Source organism: Acidovorax sp. Leaf73 (genome assembly GCF_916855635.1).
Taxonomy (GTDB): Bacteria; Pseudomonadota; Gammaproteobacteria; order Burkholderiales; family Burkholderiaceae_C; genus Acidovorax; species Acidovorax facilis.
In genome coordinates this window covers 20,820-35,601 of the sequence record NZ_CAKASI010000010.1, presented here as the reverse complement: position 1 = coordinate 35,601, position 14,782 = coordinate 20,820, and the positions used below count along the sequence as shown (strand labels likewise).

The 14,782-nt window shown below is 63.9% G+C and carries 15 protein-coding genes; 4 read left to right on the top strand and 11 right to left on the bottom strand.

The window, feature by feature from the left end:
- The first annotated feature begins 33 nt into the window (after positions 1-33).
- Positions 34-1,053, top strand: a complete 1,020-nt coding sequence (locus tag LPA35_RS25665; RefSeq protein ID WP_228900138.1) for a TRAP transporter substrate-binding protein — start codon at positions 34-36, stop codon at positions 1,051-1,053.
- Positions 1,054-1,171: 118 nt separating this feature from the next.
- Here the strand turns inward: LPA35_RS25665 and LPA35_RS25660 are convergent, their stop codons facing one another.
- Positions 1,172-1,465 carry a hypothetical protein gene (locus LPA35_RS25660; protein WP_055400235.1) on the bottom strand — a complete coding sequence of 98 codons (294 nt, stop codon included), beginning with the start codon at positions 1,463-1,465 and terminating at the stop codon, positions 1,172-1,174.
- A gap of 84 nt (positions 1,466-1,549) precedes the next feature.
- Positions 1,550-1,840: a DUF4148 domain-containing protein gene (locus LPA35_RS25655; RefSeq protein ID WP_055400238.1), complete on the bottom strand. Its 291-nt coding sequence runs from the start codon at positions 1,838-1,840 to the stop codon at positions 1,550-1,552.
- 535 nt (positions 1,841-2,375) lie between these two features.
- Between LPA35_RS25655 and LPA35_RS25650 the strand changes: the two genes are divergently transcribed.
- A complete protein-coding gene (locus tag LPA35_RS25650; protein WP_121419410.1) occupies positions 2,376-2,816 on the top strand; it encodes a CBS domain-containing protein in 441 nt (146 codons plus the stop codon).
- A gap of 229 nt (positions 2,817-3,045) precedes the next feature.
- On the opposite strand, the gene LPA35_RS25645 is transcribed toward LPA35_RS25650, so the two are convergent.
- The 4 genes from LPA35_RS25645 to LPA35_RS25630 form a co-directional block, all read right to left on the bottom strand.
- Entirely contained in the window at positions 3,046-3,885 is an 840-nt protein-coding gene (locus LPA35_RS25645) for an ABC transporter ATP-binding protein (RefSeq protein WP_121507103.1), read from the bottom strand.
- Positions 3,882-4,832 carry a nitrate ABC transporter permease gene (gene ntrB, locus LPA35_RS25640; RefSeq protein WP_228900135.1) on the bottom strand — a complete coding sequence of 317 codons (951 nt, stop codon included), beginning with the start codon at positions 4,830-4,832 and terminating at the stop codon, positions 3,882-3,884. The genes LPA35_RS25645 and ntrB overlap by 4 nt, the downstream gene beginning before the upstream one ends.
- Before the next feature lie 36 nt (positions 4,833-4,868).
- Positions 4,869-6,113, bottom strand: coding sequence for a CmpA/NrtA family ABC transporter substrate-binding protein (locus LPA35_RS25635; RefSeq protein WP_121507101.1), 1,245 nt, complete (start codon positions 6,111-6,113; stop codon positions 4,869-4,871).
- Positions 6,114-6,633: 520 nt separating this feature from the next.
- Positions 6,634-7,260: an ANTAR domain-containing response regulator gene (locus LPA35_RS25630; protein WP_121419414.1), complete on the bottom strand. Its 627-nt coding sequence runs from the start codon at positions 7,258-7,260 to the stop codon at positions 6,634-6,636.
- Between the two features lie 205 nt (positions 7,261-7,465).
- On the opposite strand from LPA35_RS25630, the gene LPA35_RS25625 reads away from it, so the two are divergent.
- Positions 7,466-8,632, top strand: coding sequence for a branched-chain amino acid ABC transporter substrate-binding protein (locus LPA35_RS25625; RefSeq protein WP_121419415.1), 1,167 nt, complete (start codon positions 7,466-7,468; stop codon positions 8,630-8,632).
- Positions 8,633-8,742: 110 nt separating this feature from the next.
- Positions 8,743-9,783 (top strand): tRNA (adenosine(37)-N6)-threonylcarbamoyltransferase complex transferase subunit TsaD, encoded by a 1,041-nt coding sequence (gene tsaD, locus LPA35_RS25620; protein WP_228900132.1) that lies wholly within the window; start codon positions 8,743-8,745, stop codon positions 9,781-9,783.
- Between the two features lie 63 nt (positions 9,784-9,846).
- Here tsaD and LPA35_RS25615 read toward each other — a convergent pair whose 3' ends face one another.
- From LPA35_RS25615 to LPA35_RS25595, 5 genes are all read right to left on the bottom strand, one after another.
- Positions 9,847-11,298, bottom strand: a complete 1,452-nt coding sequence (locus tag LPA35_RS25615; RefSeq protein ID WP_228900129.1) for an aldehyde dehydrogenase — start codon at positions 11,296-11,298, stop codon at positions 9,847-9,849.
- 217 nt (positions 11,299-11,515) lie between these two features.
- Complete coding sequence (locus LPA35_RS25610; RefSeq protein WP_228900126.1) at positions 11,516-12,226, bottom strand: ABC transporter ATP-binding protein; 711 nt, start codon at positions 12,224-12,226, stop codon at positions 11,516-11,518.
- Positions 12,223-12,981, bottom strand: coding sequence for an ABC transporter ATP-binding protein (locus LPA35_RS25605; RefSeq protein WP_228900119.1), 759 nt, complete (start codon positions 12,979-12,981; stop codon positions 12,223-12,225). Before LPA35_RS25605 ends, LPA35_RS25610 begins: the two co-directional genes overlap by 4 nt.
- Positions 12,974-13,906: a branched-chain amino acid ABC transporter permease gene (locus LPA35_RS25600; RefSeq protein WP_228900116.1), complete on the bottom strand. Its 933-nt coding sequence runs from the start codon at positions 13,904-13,906 to the stop codon at positions 12,974-12,976. Before LPA35_RS25600 ends, LPA35_RS25605 begins: the two co-directional genes overlap by 8 nt.
- Positions 13,903-14,781 (bottom strand): branched-chain amino acid ABC transporter permease, encoded by an 879-nt coding sequence (locus LPA35_RS25595; RefSeq protein WP_228900114.1) that lies wholly within the window; start codon positions 14,779-14,781, stop codon positions 13,903-13,905. The genes LPA35_RS25600 and LPA35_RS25595 overlap by 4 nt, the downstream gene beginning before the upstream one ends.
- Between the last annotated feature and the right edge of the window lies 1 nt (position 14,782).

Sequence of the window (14,782 nt, the reverse complement as noted above, 5' to 3'; positions counted from 1 at the left end):
GTGCCTTTCTTTCCCTTGCCAATGGAGACAACCATGAAAACTTTCCGACGTACCCTGCTCGCCGCCCTGTCGGTGGCTGCCATCACCTGTTCGTTCCAGGCAGTTGCCCAGGACTTCAAGCCGCGCATCATTCGGTTTGGCTATGGCCTCAACGAGGTGTCCAACCAGGGCCGCGCCACCAAGCTGTTTGCCGAAGAGGTCGAAAAAGCCTCGGGTGGCAAGATGAAGGTGCGCGCCATCGGCGCCGCCGCGCTGGGTTCGGACGTGCAGATGCAGCAGGCGCTGATCGGCGGCGCGCAGGAAATGATGGTCGGCTCCACCGCCACACTGGTGGGTATCACCAAAGAAATGGCGATCTGGGACACGCCCTTCCTGTTCAACAACGCCAAGGAAGCCGACGTGGTGCTGGATGGCCCCGTGGGCCAGAAGGTGATGGACAAGCTGCAGGAAAAGGGCCTGGTGGGCCTGGTGTACTGGGAGAACGGCTTTCGCAATCTCACCAACAGCAAGCGCCCCGTCAACAAGCTGGAAGACATGGACGGCATCAAGCTGCGCGTGATGCAGAACAACGTGTTCCTCGACAGCTTCAAGACCCTGGGTGCCAACGCGGTGCCGCTGCCGTTCTCCGAGCTCTTCACCGCGCTCGAAACCAAGACGGTTGACGGCCAGGAGAACCCCTACAACACCATCCTGTCGAGCAAGTTCTATGAGGTGCAGAAGTACCTCACGGTGACCAACCACGTCTACAGCCCCTGGATCGTGCTGGTGAGCAAGAAGTACTGGGATGGCCTGTCGAAGGCTGAGCAGAAGGTGCTGCTCGACGCCGCCAAGAAGAGCCGCGACTTCGAGCGCCAGGACACGCGTGCCGAAGCCGACAAGGCCCTGGCCGACCTGAAGGGCAAAGGCATGCAAGTGAACGAGCTGCCTGCCGCCGAAGCCAACCGCATGCGCGAAAAGCTCAGCGCCGTGAACGCGAGCATCGCTGCCAATGTGGGTGAAAGCCTGTGGAAGGATGTGCAGGGCGCCGTGGCGCAGGCGCGGGCTGGCAAGTAAACCAACGCTTGTTGACGGGGCTCAGCCCCGGCAATAGAAAAGGCCGAGGCCCCATGCGGGGCCTCGGCCTTTTTGCATTTGCAATTCAGGGTCTGCGCCACGGCGCAGACCCGGCAAATTACAGCGAACCGATTTCGCCGGAAGAGATCTTGCCGGTGCGCAGCGCGTCCACAGCCTGAGCATTCACTGCATTGCGGTCAGCCGTGGAGGTGTAGACCAGAGCACGCGAACCGACGGGGATGGCGCCGCTGGTCTGGGGCACGGTGGAGGCTTCAGCCATCACTTCAGCGCGGGTGCGGCTGGTTTCGAACTTCGTGGCGAATTGCGATGCATCGGCTTCGTCAGCCTGGGCACCGAAGGAAGCGAAAGCGGCAACAGCAGCGATGGAGAGGAAACGTGCGGTCTTGTTCATGGTGAAACTCCTGTGAAATTCAAAAAATGGGGACGAGGTGTCTGGAATACGTGAAGCGCGAAGCCGTGGATTCAAAAAGGTGAATCAACCGCCTTCAGCGGGGCCCACGCGGCCAGTGCGCATGGCTTGTGCGGCAGCTTCGGCACGCACTGCAGCGCGGTCTACCGTGGACTTGTAGGTCACCACGCGGGAGCCTGCGGGCTCCTGGCTGCGCATTTGGACTGCGGCGGCGGCTTCGGCAACCACTTCGGCACGGGTGCGGTTCGTGTCGAATTTCAGGGCAAATTGCGAACCATCAGCTTCGTCAGCCTGGGCACCCAAAGAAGCGAAAGCAGCCACAGCGGCGATAGAGAGAAAACGTGCGGTCTTGTTCATGATGAAAGTCCTTGAAGTTAAAAAAAGCGTCTCAAAAAAGCCGGAGCGAAGATCAAAAACAACGTGCTTAGCACCGGGTTCGGTGAGTCGCCTTGCGGGTTCGGCTCATCGATGGGATGAACTGTACGCCGCAGGTGGATGAAGAAAAACCAGCTGGTCGCAAACTAACTGTTCCAGTTTTGGAAACAATCTGGACGCTTGTTTCCTGCCTGTGGCCGATGAGAAGAATCTCAGGCCCGCAGCCGGTCGCAAGCGATCGATCCGAGGCAAGAAGGGTGAGCGTTGATTCCTTTGGAAGTGCGTTGGACATGGGCTGTATCGTGCCCGGCCGGCGCTGCGGCGTCGTCTCGTCGCCGTTTCGGTTCTTTTCAGTTTGTTTCGGGTTCGACCGAATGCAACAGGGTCGAAACATATGCATCGCTGTTGCCACACCGGGCCCAAAAGCGGGATAAATCGGGCTTGCGCGGCTTGCGCCCGTTGGGCTTATGGGCTGAAATCTCTCTGTACCTGTTCCAGGTGTTACGAGGGAGGTTCCATGACCGTAGTCGCCAAAATTCTTCAGTCCAAACCGGACGCCACTGTCCACACCATTGCGCCCACGGCGTCGGTGTTCGATGCGCTCAAGCTCATGGCCGACAAGGGCATCGGCGCCCTGGTGGTTACCGAGGGGGATGCCATCGTGGGCATCTTCACAGAGCGCGATTACGCGCGAAAGATCGCCCTGCTGGGCCGCACGTCAGCCGCCACGCTGGCGCGCGATGTGATGACCACCTCGGTACGCTTTGTGCGGCCCGAGCAGACCAGCGAGCAGTGCATGCAGATCATGAGTACCGGCCGCCTGCGCCACCTACCCGTGGTGGACAACAACGGCAAACTCGTGGGCATGATCTCGATCGGGGACTTGGTCAAGGACATCATCTCCGAGCAGAAATTCATCATTGAACAGCTGGAGCAGTACATCACTGGTAGCCATTAGAGGACAACCTCCTGAGGCGCTGCGCGCCTTCCCCCTTCTCTCGAATTGCTTCGCAATTCGGGAAGGGGGACGCACCCAGCGCGGCGGGGCGGCCCTTGCGCGGGGGGCGCTGGCCTGGGGTTGCGCGCGTGCGACGGCCCTACCATGGGGACAAAACGAAAAAGGGCTCTGACCGATCTGGTCAGAGCCCTTTTGATTTGCCGTGTTGTCGGGCCTGGAGCCCAGCGGTTCAAGCTGCTTTTTCTACGTGCCCCTGACGGGTGTAGAGGAAATCGATCACCGCCTTGCGGTAGTGCACGTACTGCGGGTCTTCGGCCAGCTCCACGCGTTTGCGGGGGCGGGGCAGGTCGACGGTCAGCACTTCGCCAATCGTCGCGGCCGGGCCGTTGGTCATCATCACGATCTTGTCGGACAGCAGCACGGCTTCGTCCACGTCGTGCGTCACCATGACCACGGTGCTGTGGGTGCGTGCGACGATTTCCAGCAATTCGTCCTGCAGCTTGGCGCGGGTCAAGGCGTCCAGCGCGCCAAAGGGCTCGTCCATCAGCAGCACCTGGGGCTCCATGGAGAGTGCCCGGGCAATGCCCACGCGCTGCTTCATGCCGCCAGAGATTTCACCGGGGCGCTTTTGCCCAGCGGGCGTGAGGCCCACCAGGGCCAGTGCGGCGTCGGTGCGGGCCTTGAGCTGGGCCTTGGTTTCCTTGCCGCCAAACACGCGCTCCACGGCCAGGTAGATGTTGTCGAAGCAGGTGAGCCAGGGCAGCAGCGAGTGGTTCTGGAACACCACGGCGCGCTCGGGGCCGGGGCCCTTGATCTCCTTGTTGGCGCACAGCAGCGCACCGTTGGTGGGCGTGGTCAGCCCGGCGATCAGATTCAGGAGCGTGGACTTGCCGCAGCCCGAGTGGCCGATCAGCGCCACGAACTCGCCCTTGGCAATCGTCAGGTTGATGTCGCGCAGCGCGGGGAACAGGCCCTTGGCCGTCTTGAAGGTCTGTTCGACGCCGTGGACTTCGATGAACTTGGTGCTCATGGAGGGGTGTGTGGATGCTGCCGTGGTGGTCGTGTTCATGCTTTCACCTCTTCAAACGTAAATGCGGTGGCCAGCTTGATGAGCGCAAACTCCAGCACCAGCCCGACGATGCCGATCACGAAGATGGCGATGATGATGTTCTTGACGTTGAGGTTGTTCCACTCGTCCCACACCCAGAAGCCAATGCCCACGCCGCCGGTCAGCATCTCGGCAGCTACGATCACCAGCCATGCGGTGCCCACGGCCAGGCGCACGCCGGTCAGCATGTAGGGCAGCACGGCGGGGAAGAGGATCTTGGTGGCGATCTTCCATTCGCTCAGGTTCAGCACGCGGGCCACGTTCATGTAGTCCTGCGGCACACGCTGCACGCCCACGGCGGTGTTGATGATCATGGGCCAGATGGAGCAGATGAAGATGGTCCAGATGGCGGCGGGGTTGGCGCCCTTGAACACCAAGAGGCCGATCGGCAGCCAGGCCAGCGGCGACACCGGCCGCAGCAGGCTGATGAGCGGGTTGAACATGCGCGACAGGAAGTTGAACCGTCCGATCACGAAGCCTGCCGGAATGCCCACCAGCGCCGCCATGCCAAAGCCCACGGCCACGCGCTCCAGCGACATCAGCACATTCCAGCCCACGCCCTGGTCATTGGGGCCATTGCGGTAGAACGGGTTGCTGAAGATTTCCAGCGCCTGCTTCCAGGTCTCCACCGGGCTGGGGATGCTGCCGCCCGTGGTGGTGGATACCACTGCCCACAGACCGATGAGCAGGCCCAGGCCACAGAGCGGCGGCAGCACCGCCATCCAGAAACTGCGCGACAGGGCCGCCCAGTCGCGACTGGCAGGGGCGGGGCTCGCAGTTGTTTCGGATTTGGACTGTTTTTGGCTTCTGCCGCTTGCTGGTGAAGCGCTGATAGCTACATTATTCATAGCGTTCTGTGCAACCACGGGGGCTGCATCCAACGGGGAGTGAAAGACGGCACTGACCATGGTGTTCTCCTTGGCAGGGTGGGCGGGGCAGGGCGTTTACGCCTTGATCTTGAAGCTGTCGGCGTACTTGGCGGGGTCTTTGCCGTCCCACACCACGCCATCCATGAACTTGCTGGTGCGCATTTCGCTCTTGGGCAGCGGTGTTTTGGAGGCGGTGGCGGCCTGTTTGTAGACGTCGATACGGTTCACCGCCTTGGCCACGTTCAGGTAGTCGGGGTGGTCCTTGATCAGGCCCCAGCGCTTGTGCTGCGTGAGGAACCACATACCGTCCGTGAGGTAGGGGAAGTTCACCGTGCCTTCATTGAAGAACTTCATGTGGTTGGGGTCGTCCCAGGTCTTGCCCATGCCGTCCTGGTAGCGGCCCAGGATGCGCTGGTTGATGGCATCGACGCCTGTGTTCACGTAGGCCTTGCCGGCAATGGTTTCGGCCATCTTGTTCTTGTTGGCCAGGCCATCGTCGATCCATTTGCTGGCCTCCAGGATGGCGGCCGTCACGGCACGGGCCGTATTGGGGTATTTCTGCACGAATTCGGACGTTGTGCCCAGCACCTTTTCGGGGTGGTCTTTCCAGATGTCCTGCGTGGTGGTCGCGGTCACTCCGATGCCGTCCATTATGGCGCGGTGGTTCCAGGGTTCGCCCACGCAGAAGCCGTCCATGTTGCCCACACGCATGTTGGCCACCATTTGTGGCGGGGGCACGGTGATGACCTTGGCATCCTTCATCGGGTTGATGCCGTTGGCCGCCAGCCAGTAGTACAGCCACATGGCGTGGGTGCCGGTGGGGAAGGTCTGCGCGAAGGTGTACTCTCGCTTCTCGCTGGCCATCAGCTTGGCCAGGCCCGCTCCGTTGACGGCGCCCTTGTCGGCGAGCTTTTTGGACAGCGTGATGGCCTGGCCGTTGTGGTTGAGGTTCATCAGCACGGCCATGTCCTTCTTGGGGCCAGCCAGGCCCAAGTGCACGCCGTAGACCAGGCCATACAGCACGTGGGCAAAGTCGAGTTCGCCATTCACCAGCTTGTCGCGCACACCGGCCCACGATGCTTCCTTGGTGGGGATGATGGTCACGCCGTACTTCTTGTCGATGCCCAGCACCGAGGCCATCACCACGCTGGCGCAGTCGGTCAGCGGGATGAAGCCGATCTTCACTTCCTTCTTCTCGGGGGCGTCCGAGCCCTGGGCATGCACCAGGGCGCGCAGGGCGGGGCTCACGCCCACGGCGCCAACGGTAGCTGCCTGCAGCACGGTGCGGCGGTTGAGGCTGGTTTTCAACAGATCGGTCATGGGGCGGTTCCTCGGTGCGTTAGAAAACAAAAAAGGCGTCCTCCCCTGGCCGGGTTGCATGCGCAAACGGGCTCGGAGAGGGACGCCTTTGTCCATGGCAAAGCCCATTGGGGGGCCTTGTGTCAGCACCGGCCCGCCATTGGGTCAGTGCTGTCAGTGGTGGGACCGTCTTTGGTCTTGCCAAGGTTAATGCAAGCAGCGTGCCAGCCTTTTTCATACCGGCCTTGCTCCAATACAGCGCATGATCTGCTACCAAATTAGTAGCTGCTTGTGCTTATTTATCAAGCGGTAGCGTCAAGTTTGGCTTGAAAATTTGCGATGATGGTGCGCGCGCAGAGTGCTGCACTGCATTTGTGCGGCGCACCATTTGGGGATAAGCCGGTGGACCCGGGCGTGACCCAGGCGAGGGATGTCAAGCAAGGGCCGCCCCGCAGCGAGGGCATCGTCCCTCCTTCCCGAATGGCGCAGCGATTCGAGAGAAGGGGGAAGGCGCACAGCGCCTCAGGGGGAAGTCACCTATTCAACCCAGCAGATCCATCACATCGAGCATGCGCTGCGCCACGTCCACGAGCTTGAGGCCCTTGTCCATGGCCGTCTTGCGCAGCTTTTCGTAGGCTGCCTGTTCGCTCAGGCCCTGGCGCTGCATGAGCAGGCCCTTGGCGCGGTCGATGGTCTTGCGGTCCTTGAGTTCGGTCTTGGCGTCGGCCAGCTCGGCGCGCAGCGCCTGTTCGTGCTGGAAGCGCGCCATGGCCACGTCCAGAATGGGGCGGATGCGCTGGGGCGCCAGGCCCGCCACGATGTAGGCCGACACGCCCGCCGCCACCGCGTCCTTCACGTGTGAGGTGTCCTCGTCGTTGGTGAACATCACGATCGGGCGCCGCTCGTCGCGCGTGGCCATCACCACATGTTCGAGCGCGTCGCGCGCCTCGCTTTCGGCGTCCACGATGATGAGGTCGGGCTGCAGCTGGGCGATCCGCTCGCTCAGGAAGACATCGGCAGGCAGGGTGGCCACCAGGTTGAAGTTGTTCTCCAGCAGCCCAATGCGCAGCGCCCGCGACCGTTCCGCCTGAAGTACGGCGTGTTCGTCGGCGGGGTCGGCGACTGCCAGATCCGGGGCAACCACCACGATGCGCAGAGACTCGTTCATACCCAGGAGCATAAGCAATTTTTACGCCACAAAATGGTGCATCGAAGCGGTGCGTTCCGGGGCTGCAGGCTGGCAGCAGGTTGTGGCCGCTTCCAAGGCCTGAAACTTGCTAATAGTTTGTCGATGGGCAGGGCATACCCGATAGCAGCTACCCGGTCGCATCGCATATACATCTGGTCACATTGACCCATTCAAGAGGATTTGCATGAACAAGCACATTGACCGGCGGCGTATCTCTGCCGGCTTGGCCCTGACCACCGTGGCGGTATCCGCGCTGCTGGTGCTGACAGGCTGCAGCAAGGTGCCCGACACCATCAAGATCGGCGTGGCCCAGCCCCTCTCCGGCCCCTTGGGCGCGCTGGGGCAGGATTTGCTCAACGGCGTCAACCTGGCCGTGGCAGAACTGAACAAGGGTGGCTACACCGTGGACGGCAAGCGTGTGACGCTGGAGGTGGTGTCGGTGGACGACAAGGCCGACGCCGCCACCGGCAAGACCGTGGCGCAGCAGCTGGTGGACTCGGGCGTGGTGGCGGTGATCGGGCACCTGAATTCGGGGGTGAGCATTGAGACGGCCCCGATTTACGCCGCCAAGGACATCGCCCAGATCGCCATCTCCACCAACCCCAAGTTCACGCAACTCGGCTTCCCAACCACCTTCCGCATGGTGGCCAATGACACCTTGCAGGCGCGCGCTATCGGCTCGTTTGCCGCCACACAGCTGGGTGCCGCCCGCTACGCTGCGCTGGACGATGGCACGCCTTACGGCAAGGGCCTGGCCGACGGTGCTGCCGAGCAGCTCAAGGCTGAAAAGAAGGAAGTGGTGGTGCGCAAGTCGTTTGACGACAAGACGGTGGCTTTCGATGAACTGGCTGGCGAGCTGAAGGCCGCCAAGGTCGAGGTCATCGTGTCCACCCTCAACGACTTTCAGGCCCTGGCTCTGCTCGAAGCCCTGCGCAAGGTTGACCACACCAAGGTTAGCCTGCTGGGCGGGGACACCATCAAGACCACCGACATGACCAAGGCCATGGGCATGGTCGAAGGCGTCTACGCCACATCGCCCGTACTGGAAGCCAAGGAGTTCACCACCGGCAAGCCCTTCCTTGAAAAGTACATCGAGGCCTACAAGAAGCCCCCGGCCTATGGCGGCCACTACAGCTACGACAGCACCTATGTGCTGTCAGCCGCCATCCAGAAGGCCAAGTCGGCCGATCCGAAAGCGATCACCAAGGCCATGCACAGCATCAACGGCTATGCGCCCGTGATCGGCACCATGACCTGGGACGACAAGGGCGAACAGCGCTACGGCGCCGTGGGCGTGTATGAACTGCGCAGCGGAAGCTGGGAACTGCGCATGCGTTCGGACCGCTGGTAAGCAAGCCGCCGCGTCGGCAAGCGCCATCCATCCGCACAACCCCTGCTGGCGACTGCCAGCAGGGGTTTTTGCATCCGACCCTGAACGGGGCCGGGTTTTACACTCGGGGCATGAGTTTGCTGATCCTCGGTATTGAATCTTCGTGCGACGAAACGGGCGTGGCATTGGTCCGTTCCACGGGCAATGCCGTGCCCACGTTGCTATCGCACGCGCTGCACAGCCAGATTGAGATGCACCAGGCCTACGGTGGCGTGGTGCCCGAGCTGGCCAGCCGTGACCACATCCGACGTGTGCTGCCGCTGGCCACGCAGGTGCTGACCGAGTCCGGCCAGTCGCTGGCCGATGTGGACGTGGTGGCCTACACCCGCGGGCCGGGCCTGGCGGGTGCGCTACTGGTGGGGGCGGGCGTGGCGTGCGCGTTGGGCGCTGCACTGGACAAGCCGGTGCTGGGCGTGCACCACCTGGAGGGGCACCTGCTGTCGCCCTTCCTCAGCGCCGACCCGCCTGAATTCCCTTTTGTGGCCCTGTTGGTATCAGGCGGTCACACCCAGCTGATGCGTGTGGACGGCGTGGGCCGATACGAGATCCTGGGCGAGACCATTGACGATGCTGCTGGCGAGGCGTTCGACAAGTCCGCCAAGCTCATGGGCCTGGGCTACCCCGGTGGGCCAGCGCTCTCGCGCCTGGCTGAGCAGGGCGATGCTGCAGCCTTCAAGCTGCCGCGTCCGCTGTTGCACAGTGGCAACCTCGATTTCTCTTTCGCCGGGCTCAAGACGGCCGTGCTCACGCAGGCCAAGAAGCTGGGCGATGAGCTGGAGGCACGCAAGGCCGACCTGGCGGCGAGCACCGAGGCTGCGATTGTCGAAGTGCTGGTGAAGAAGACGCTGGCCGCGCTCAAGCAGACCGGCCTGAAACGTGTGGTGGTCGCTGGTGGCGTAGGGGCCAACCGGCACCTGCGTGCGCAACTCAATGCGGCCTGCGCTGCGGCCAAGGTGCGCGTGCACTACCCTGAGCTGCACCTGTGCACCGACAACGGCGCCATGATTGCCATGGCAGCGGCCATGCGGCTGCAGGCGGGGCAGCAGCAGGCCAACACCGACTACGCCTTTGACGTGAAGCCGCGCTGGCCGCTGGATGCCATCACCGTGTGATTTTGAAGAAAAGTGGCACCTGGCGCAGGTAAATCATGCGCTAGGTGCTATCTTTTTTGATGTTCAGAACGGATAGTGGCGCGGCGTGGTCTGCACGGTGATCCAGCGCAGTTCGGTGAATTCACGCACCCCGGCCATGCCGCCAAAGCGGCCGTAACCCGAACTTTTCACGCCGCCAAAAGGCATCTGGCCTTCGTCATGCACCGTGGGGCCGTTGACGTGGCAGATGCCCGACTCGATGCGTGCCGCCACGTTCCAGGCCTTGGCTACATCGCGGCTGAACACGGCGGATGACAGGCCGAACTCGTTGTCGTTGGCGCAGGCAATGGCTTCCTCCACACCATTCACGCGCACCACGGGTTTGACGGGGCCGAAGGATTCTTCGCGGTAGATGTCCATCGCGGCCGTCACATGGTCGAGCACCGTGGCCTGCATCAGCGTGCTGTCGCTCTTGCCGCCGCAGACCAGCTTGGCGCCCTTGGCCAGCGCGTCGTCGATGAGGGCGTTGCAGCGCTGCACCGTGGTCATGTCCACCACCGAGCCCAGCACCACCGGGCCCTTGCGCGGGTCGCCCAGGGGCAGGGCCTTGGCACGCGCGCCCAGCTTGGCCACGAACTCGTCGGCCACGGCGTTGTCCACGATGATGCGTTCGGTGGACATGCAGATCTGGCCCGAGTTGGCGAATGCGCCAAACACGGTGCCTGCTACGGCAGCATCGATGTCTGCATCGTCCAGCACCAGCAGCGGGGCCTTGCCACCCAGTTCCAGCACCACGGGCTTGAGGTACTTGGCGCAGGTCTGCGCAATGATGCGGCCCACCTTGGTGGAGCCGGTGAAGTTGATGCGGCGCACTGCCGGGTGGGCCACGATGGCCTCGACCACGGCGCCCGCATCGGCGGGTGCATTGGTCACGAAGTTCACCACACCGGGGGGCAAACCGGCCTCCTGCAGCGCCTCGATGATGAGGCCGTGTGTGGCGGGGCACAGTTCGGAGCCCTTGAGGATCACCGTGTTGCCACAGGCCAGCGGCGTGGCGATGGCGCGCACACCCAGGATGACCGGCGCATTCCACGGTGCAATGCCCAGCACAACACCTGCGGCCTGGCGCACGCCCATGGCCAGGCTGCCGGGCACGTCGGACGGGATCACTTCGCCGGCGATCTGCGTGGTCAGGGCGGCGGCTTCTTGCAGCAGGCCGGCAGCCAGGTGCACGTTAAAGCCCGCCCACATGCCCGAGGCGCCGGTCTCGGCCGCCATGGCCACTGCGAAGTCGGCCGTGCGGGCCTCCAGCGCATGTGCTGCCTTGAGCAGCAGCGCGCGGCGCGCGTTGGGGCCCAGGGCCGACCAGGCCGGGAAGGCCTTGGCGGCTGCGTCGGCAGCGGCCTTGGCGTCGGCCACGCTGGCAGCGGGTGCCGTGGTGGCGACCGAACCATCGAGCGGGTTGCGACGCTCAAACGTGGCGCCGCCGGTGGCTTGCACGCGCTCGCCGTTGATCAACATGGCAATGGCAGTCATGGAATAAATCTCCTGGATGGCAAAAAAGAAAATAGAAGCAATCGAAATGATGGGAGGCGATAGCGCCGCACGGTTTTCGCGATGACCTACGGCTCCCGAAACCGGCGGTGCCGAGGCCAGTGCCCCCGCGCAAGGGCAGCCCCGCCGCGCTGGGGGCGTTCCCCTCCCGAAGGAGAGGGGGAAGGCGCGAAGCGACTCAGGGGCTGCTTCATAGATTTCAGGCCATGCCGAGGTAGGCCTGGCGCACCACGTCGGACTGCAGCAGGGTCGATGCCTCGCCCGAGGCCACGATGCGCCCGCGCTCCAGCACATAGCCGCGCTGCGCGATCTGCAGCGCCTTGCGCACGTTCTGCTCCACCATGAGCACGGTGACGCCTTGTGCGGCAATGCGCTGCACGATGGCCAGCAGCTCATCGACCATGCGCGGCGCCAGGCCCAGCGAGGGCTCGTCCAGCATCAACAGGCGCGGGCCGCTCATCATGGCGCGGGCCACGGCGACCATCTGCTGCTCGCCGCCGCTCATGGTGCCGGCTAGCTGTGTGGCGCGTTCTTTGAGGCGGGGAAAGTCTTCAAACGCCTGGTGCAACCGCTCGGCGCGCACCCGCGACGGCACCAGCCAGCCGCCCAGCTCCAGGTTCTCGGTCACCGTCATCTGCGGGAACAACTGGCGACCTTCGGCGACCAGCGCCAGGCCGCGTTGAACGCAGGCCGTGGCGTTCATTGCAGGCACGGCCTGGCCGTCGAGCGTCACCGAGCCTTGGCGCGGCAGCAGGCCCGCCAACGCCTTGAGCAGCGTGGTCTTGCCCGCGCCGTTGGGGCCGACGATGACGGTGATGCCGGGCGCGGCTTCCAGTGTCAGGTCCTGCAGCACCTGAAAGCCGTGGTAGCCCGTGGTCAGGTTCTGCACGGTGAGGTGTGCGACGCTCATGCCGTGGCTCCTTCGCTGGTGGCTGTCATTTCGTCACCCAGATAGGCCTCGATCACATGGGGGTCGCGCACCACTTCCGCGGGCGTGCCGTCTGCAATCTTGCGGCCCTGGTGCAGAACCAGCACACGCTCCACGTACTTGAGCAGCGTGGTCACCGCATGCTCGATCCACACCACGGTCAGGCCCCAGTCATCGCGCAGGCGGCGGATGCGCTGGGCCATGGCATCGACCTCCGCTTCTGTCAGGCCCGCAGCCACCTCGTCGAGCAACAACAGGCGCGGGCGTGTGCCCAGGGCCATGCCGATCTCCAGCAGGCGCTGCTGCGAAGGCGTCACGTCGGCGGCAGGGCGGTCGGCCAGGTGCGCCAGGCCCAGCATGGCCAGGATCTCGCCCTCGCTGCGCAGGCCCTCGGGCCCCTGGCGGTGGCGGCCTGCGAACTGCATGCCAAAGCGCACGTTGTCGCGCACCGTCATGTCGGGGAACACGCGCGGCGTCTGGAAGGTGCGGGCAATACCGTGGGCTGCATAGTGGTGCGGGCCCTTGCCGGTCAGGTTGTCGGCACCACAGTGCAGCGTGCCCGAGGTAGGCGGCTGCACGCCCGAGATGGCGTTGAAGAATGTGGTCTTGCCCGCACCGTTGGGGCCGATGATGCCGATCAGCTCGCCCGTGTGCAGCGTGGCGCTCACGCCATCCACGGCAGTCAGGCCGCCAAAGCGCACGGTCACGCTGTCAATGGTCAAAAGTGCTTCAGCCATGGTGTGCTCCCTCGGCAGGCTTGCGCCGTTGCCACAGTGTGGCCAGGCCATTGGGCAGGTACATCACGCACAGAATCAGCAGCAGGCCCAGCACCATCATGTAGCCGTAAGGCAGCTGCAGGCGCAGGGTTTCGGCCAGCAGGCTGAAAACGATGGCCGCCAGGATGGGGCCGCCAATGCTGGTCGCGCCGCCAATCAGTGCGATCAGCACGGTCTGGAAGCCGATGAAGGGGCTGAACACGGCTGCGGGCTCGATGTAGGTCCAGCGCACGGCCATGGCCGCGCCCACGGCGCCCGCAAAGGCGGCGGTGATGCCAAAGCCCGCGATCTTGGCCAGGCGCGTGTCCACGCCCAGCGTCTGGGCGCGCTGCTCGTCGGCGCCGATGCCTGCCAGTGCGAGGCCAAACCGGCTGCGCTGGATGGCAATGGCCGTGGCAATGGCCGCTGCGGCAATCAGCAGCACCGTGAGGTACACCGTCTCGTTGCTGGGCACCACCGTGAGCACGCGGCCCACGGTGCCGGAGACCTGCTTTTCGACAAAGGTGACGGCGTGGCGGATCAGCTCGGTCATGCCGAAGGTCAGCACAGCAAAGTAGGTGCCGCGCAGGTGCAGGACGGCAGCCCCCATCACCACGGCCACGAAGGTGGCGATCAGTGCGCCGCTCAGAATCACCAGCGGCCAGGGCAGTACGCCCAGCAGCGTGGCGCTGGTGTACGCACCAATGCCAAAGAAGGCCGACGTGGCCAGCGACAGGTAGCGGGTGGCGCCGCAGAACAGTGACCAGCTGGTGGCCAGCGCGATGTACACCAGGCAGCTGAGCAGCACCGAGGTGGCGAACTCGGACACCAGCCAGGGCAGGGTGGCGACCACCGCCACCCCCGCTGCCAAGGCCAGCCAAGGCTTGTTGGAATGAAGGGAAGTCATTTTTTGGAGAACAGTCCGTTGGGGCGCCAGATCAGCACGCCGATGAACACTGCATAGCTCAGCAGCATCTTGAGAGACGGGCTGCTGAAGTGCATGCCCAGCGCCTCGACCACGCCCAGCAGCAGGCCGCCGGCCAGACTGCCCGCCAGGCTGCCGAAGCCGCCCAGCGTGATCACGATCAGCGCCGTCACGGTATAGGGCTCACCCATCGACGGAGAAATCTCATACGTCATCGACAGCAGCGCACCCGCCACGCCCGACAGGCCCAGGCCAATGCCAAACATCATGGGATGCAGGCGCCGCGTGTTGATGCCCACCAGCTGCGCTCCCGTGGGCGACTGCATCAGCGCCCTCACCGCCTTGCCCAACAGCGTGAGCTTGAGCAGCGCGATCAGCGCGGCCGACAGCGCCAGTGCCACGCCAAACAACACCAGCTTGTTTTCCGTGAAGCGCATGCCCGCAATCTGCACCGGGTCGGCCAGGTATTCGTACCCACGCAGGTCACCACCCCAGATCAGGAGCGCGGTGTTCTGCACCAGGAACATGAGGCCAAAGCCCACCATCAGGCCGCGCGCCTCGAACACGTCCACATTGGGTGCGCGGGCGGCCAGGCGCTTGAAGCACAGCGCATGCACCACCACGCCCAGCGCAAACAGCGCGATGAAAGCCAGCGGCATCAGCAGCAGCGGCGAGATGCCCCACAGGGTGTGCGCGGACCAGGTGAGGAAGGCGCCCAGCATCAGGAACTCGCCATGCGAGATGTTCATGATGCGCATCAGCCCGTACTGCAGGTTCAGGCCCATGGCCACCAGCGCATAGATGCCACCGGTAATGAGGCCACTGGCGACCAGTTCGGCCCAGGAAGTCAGAGACACT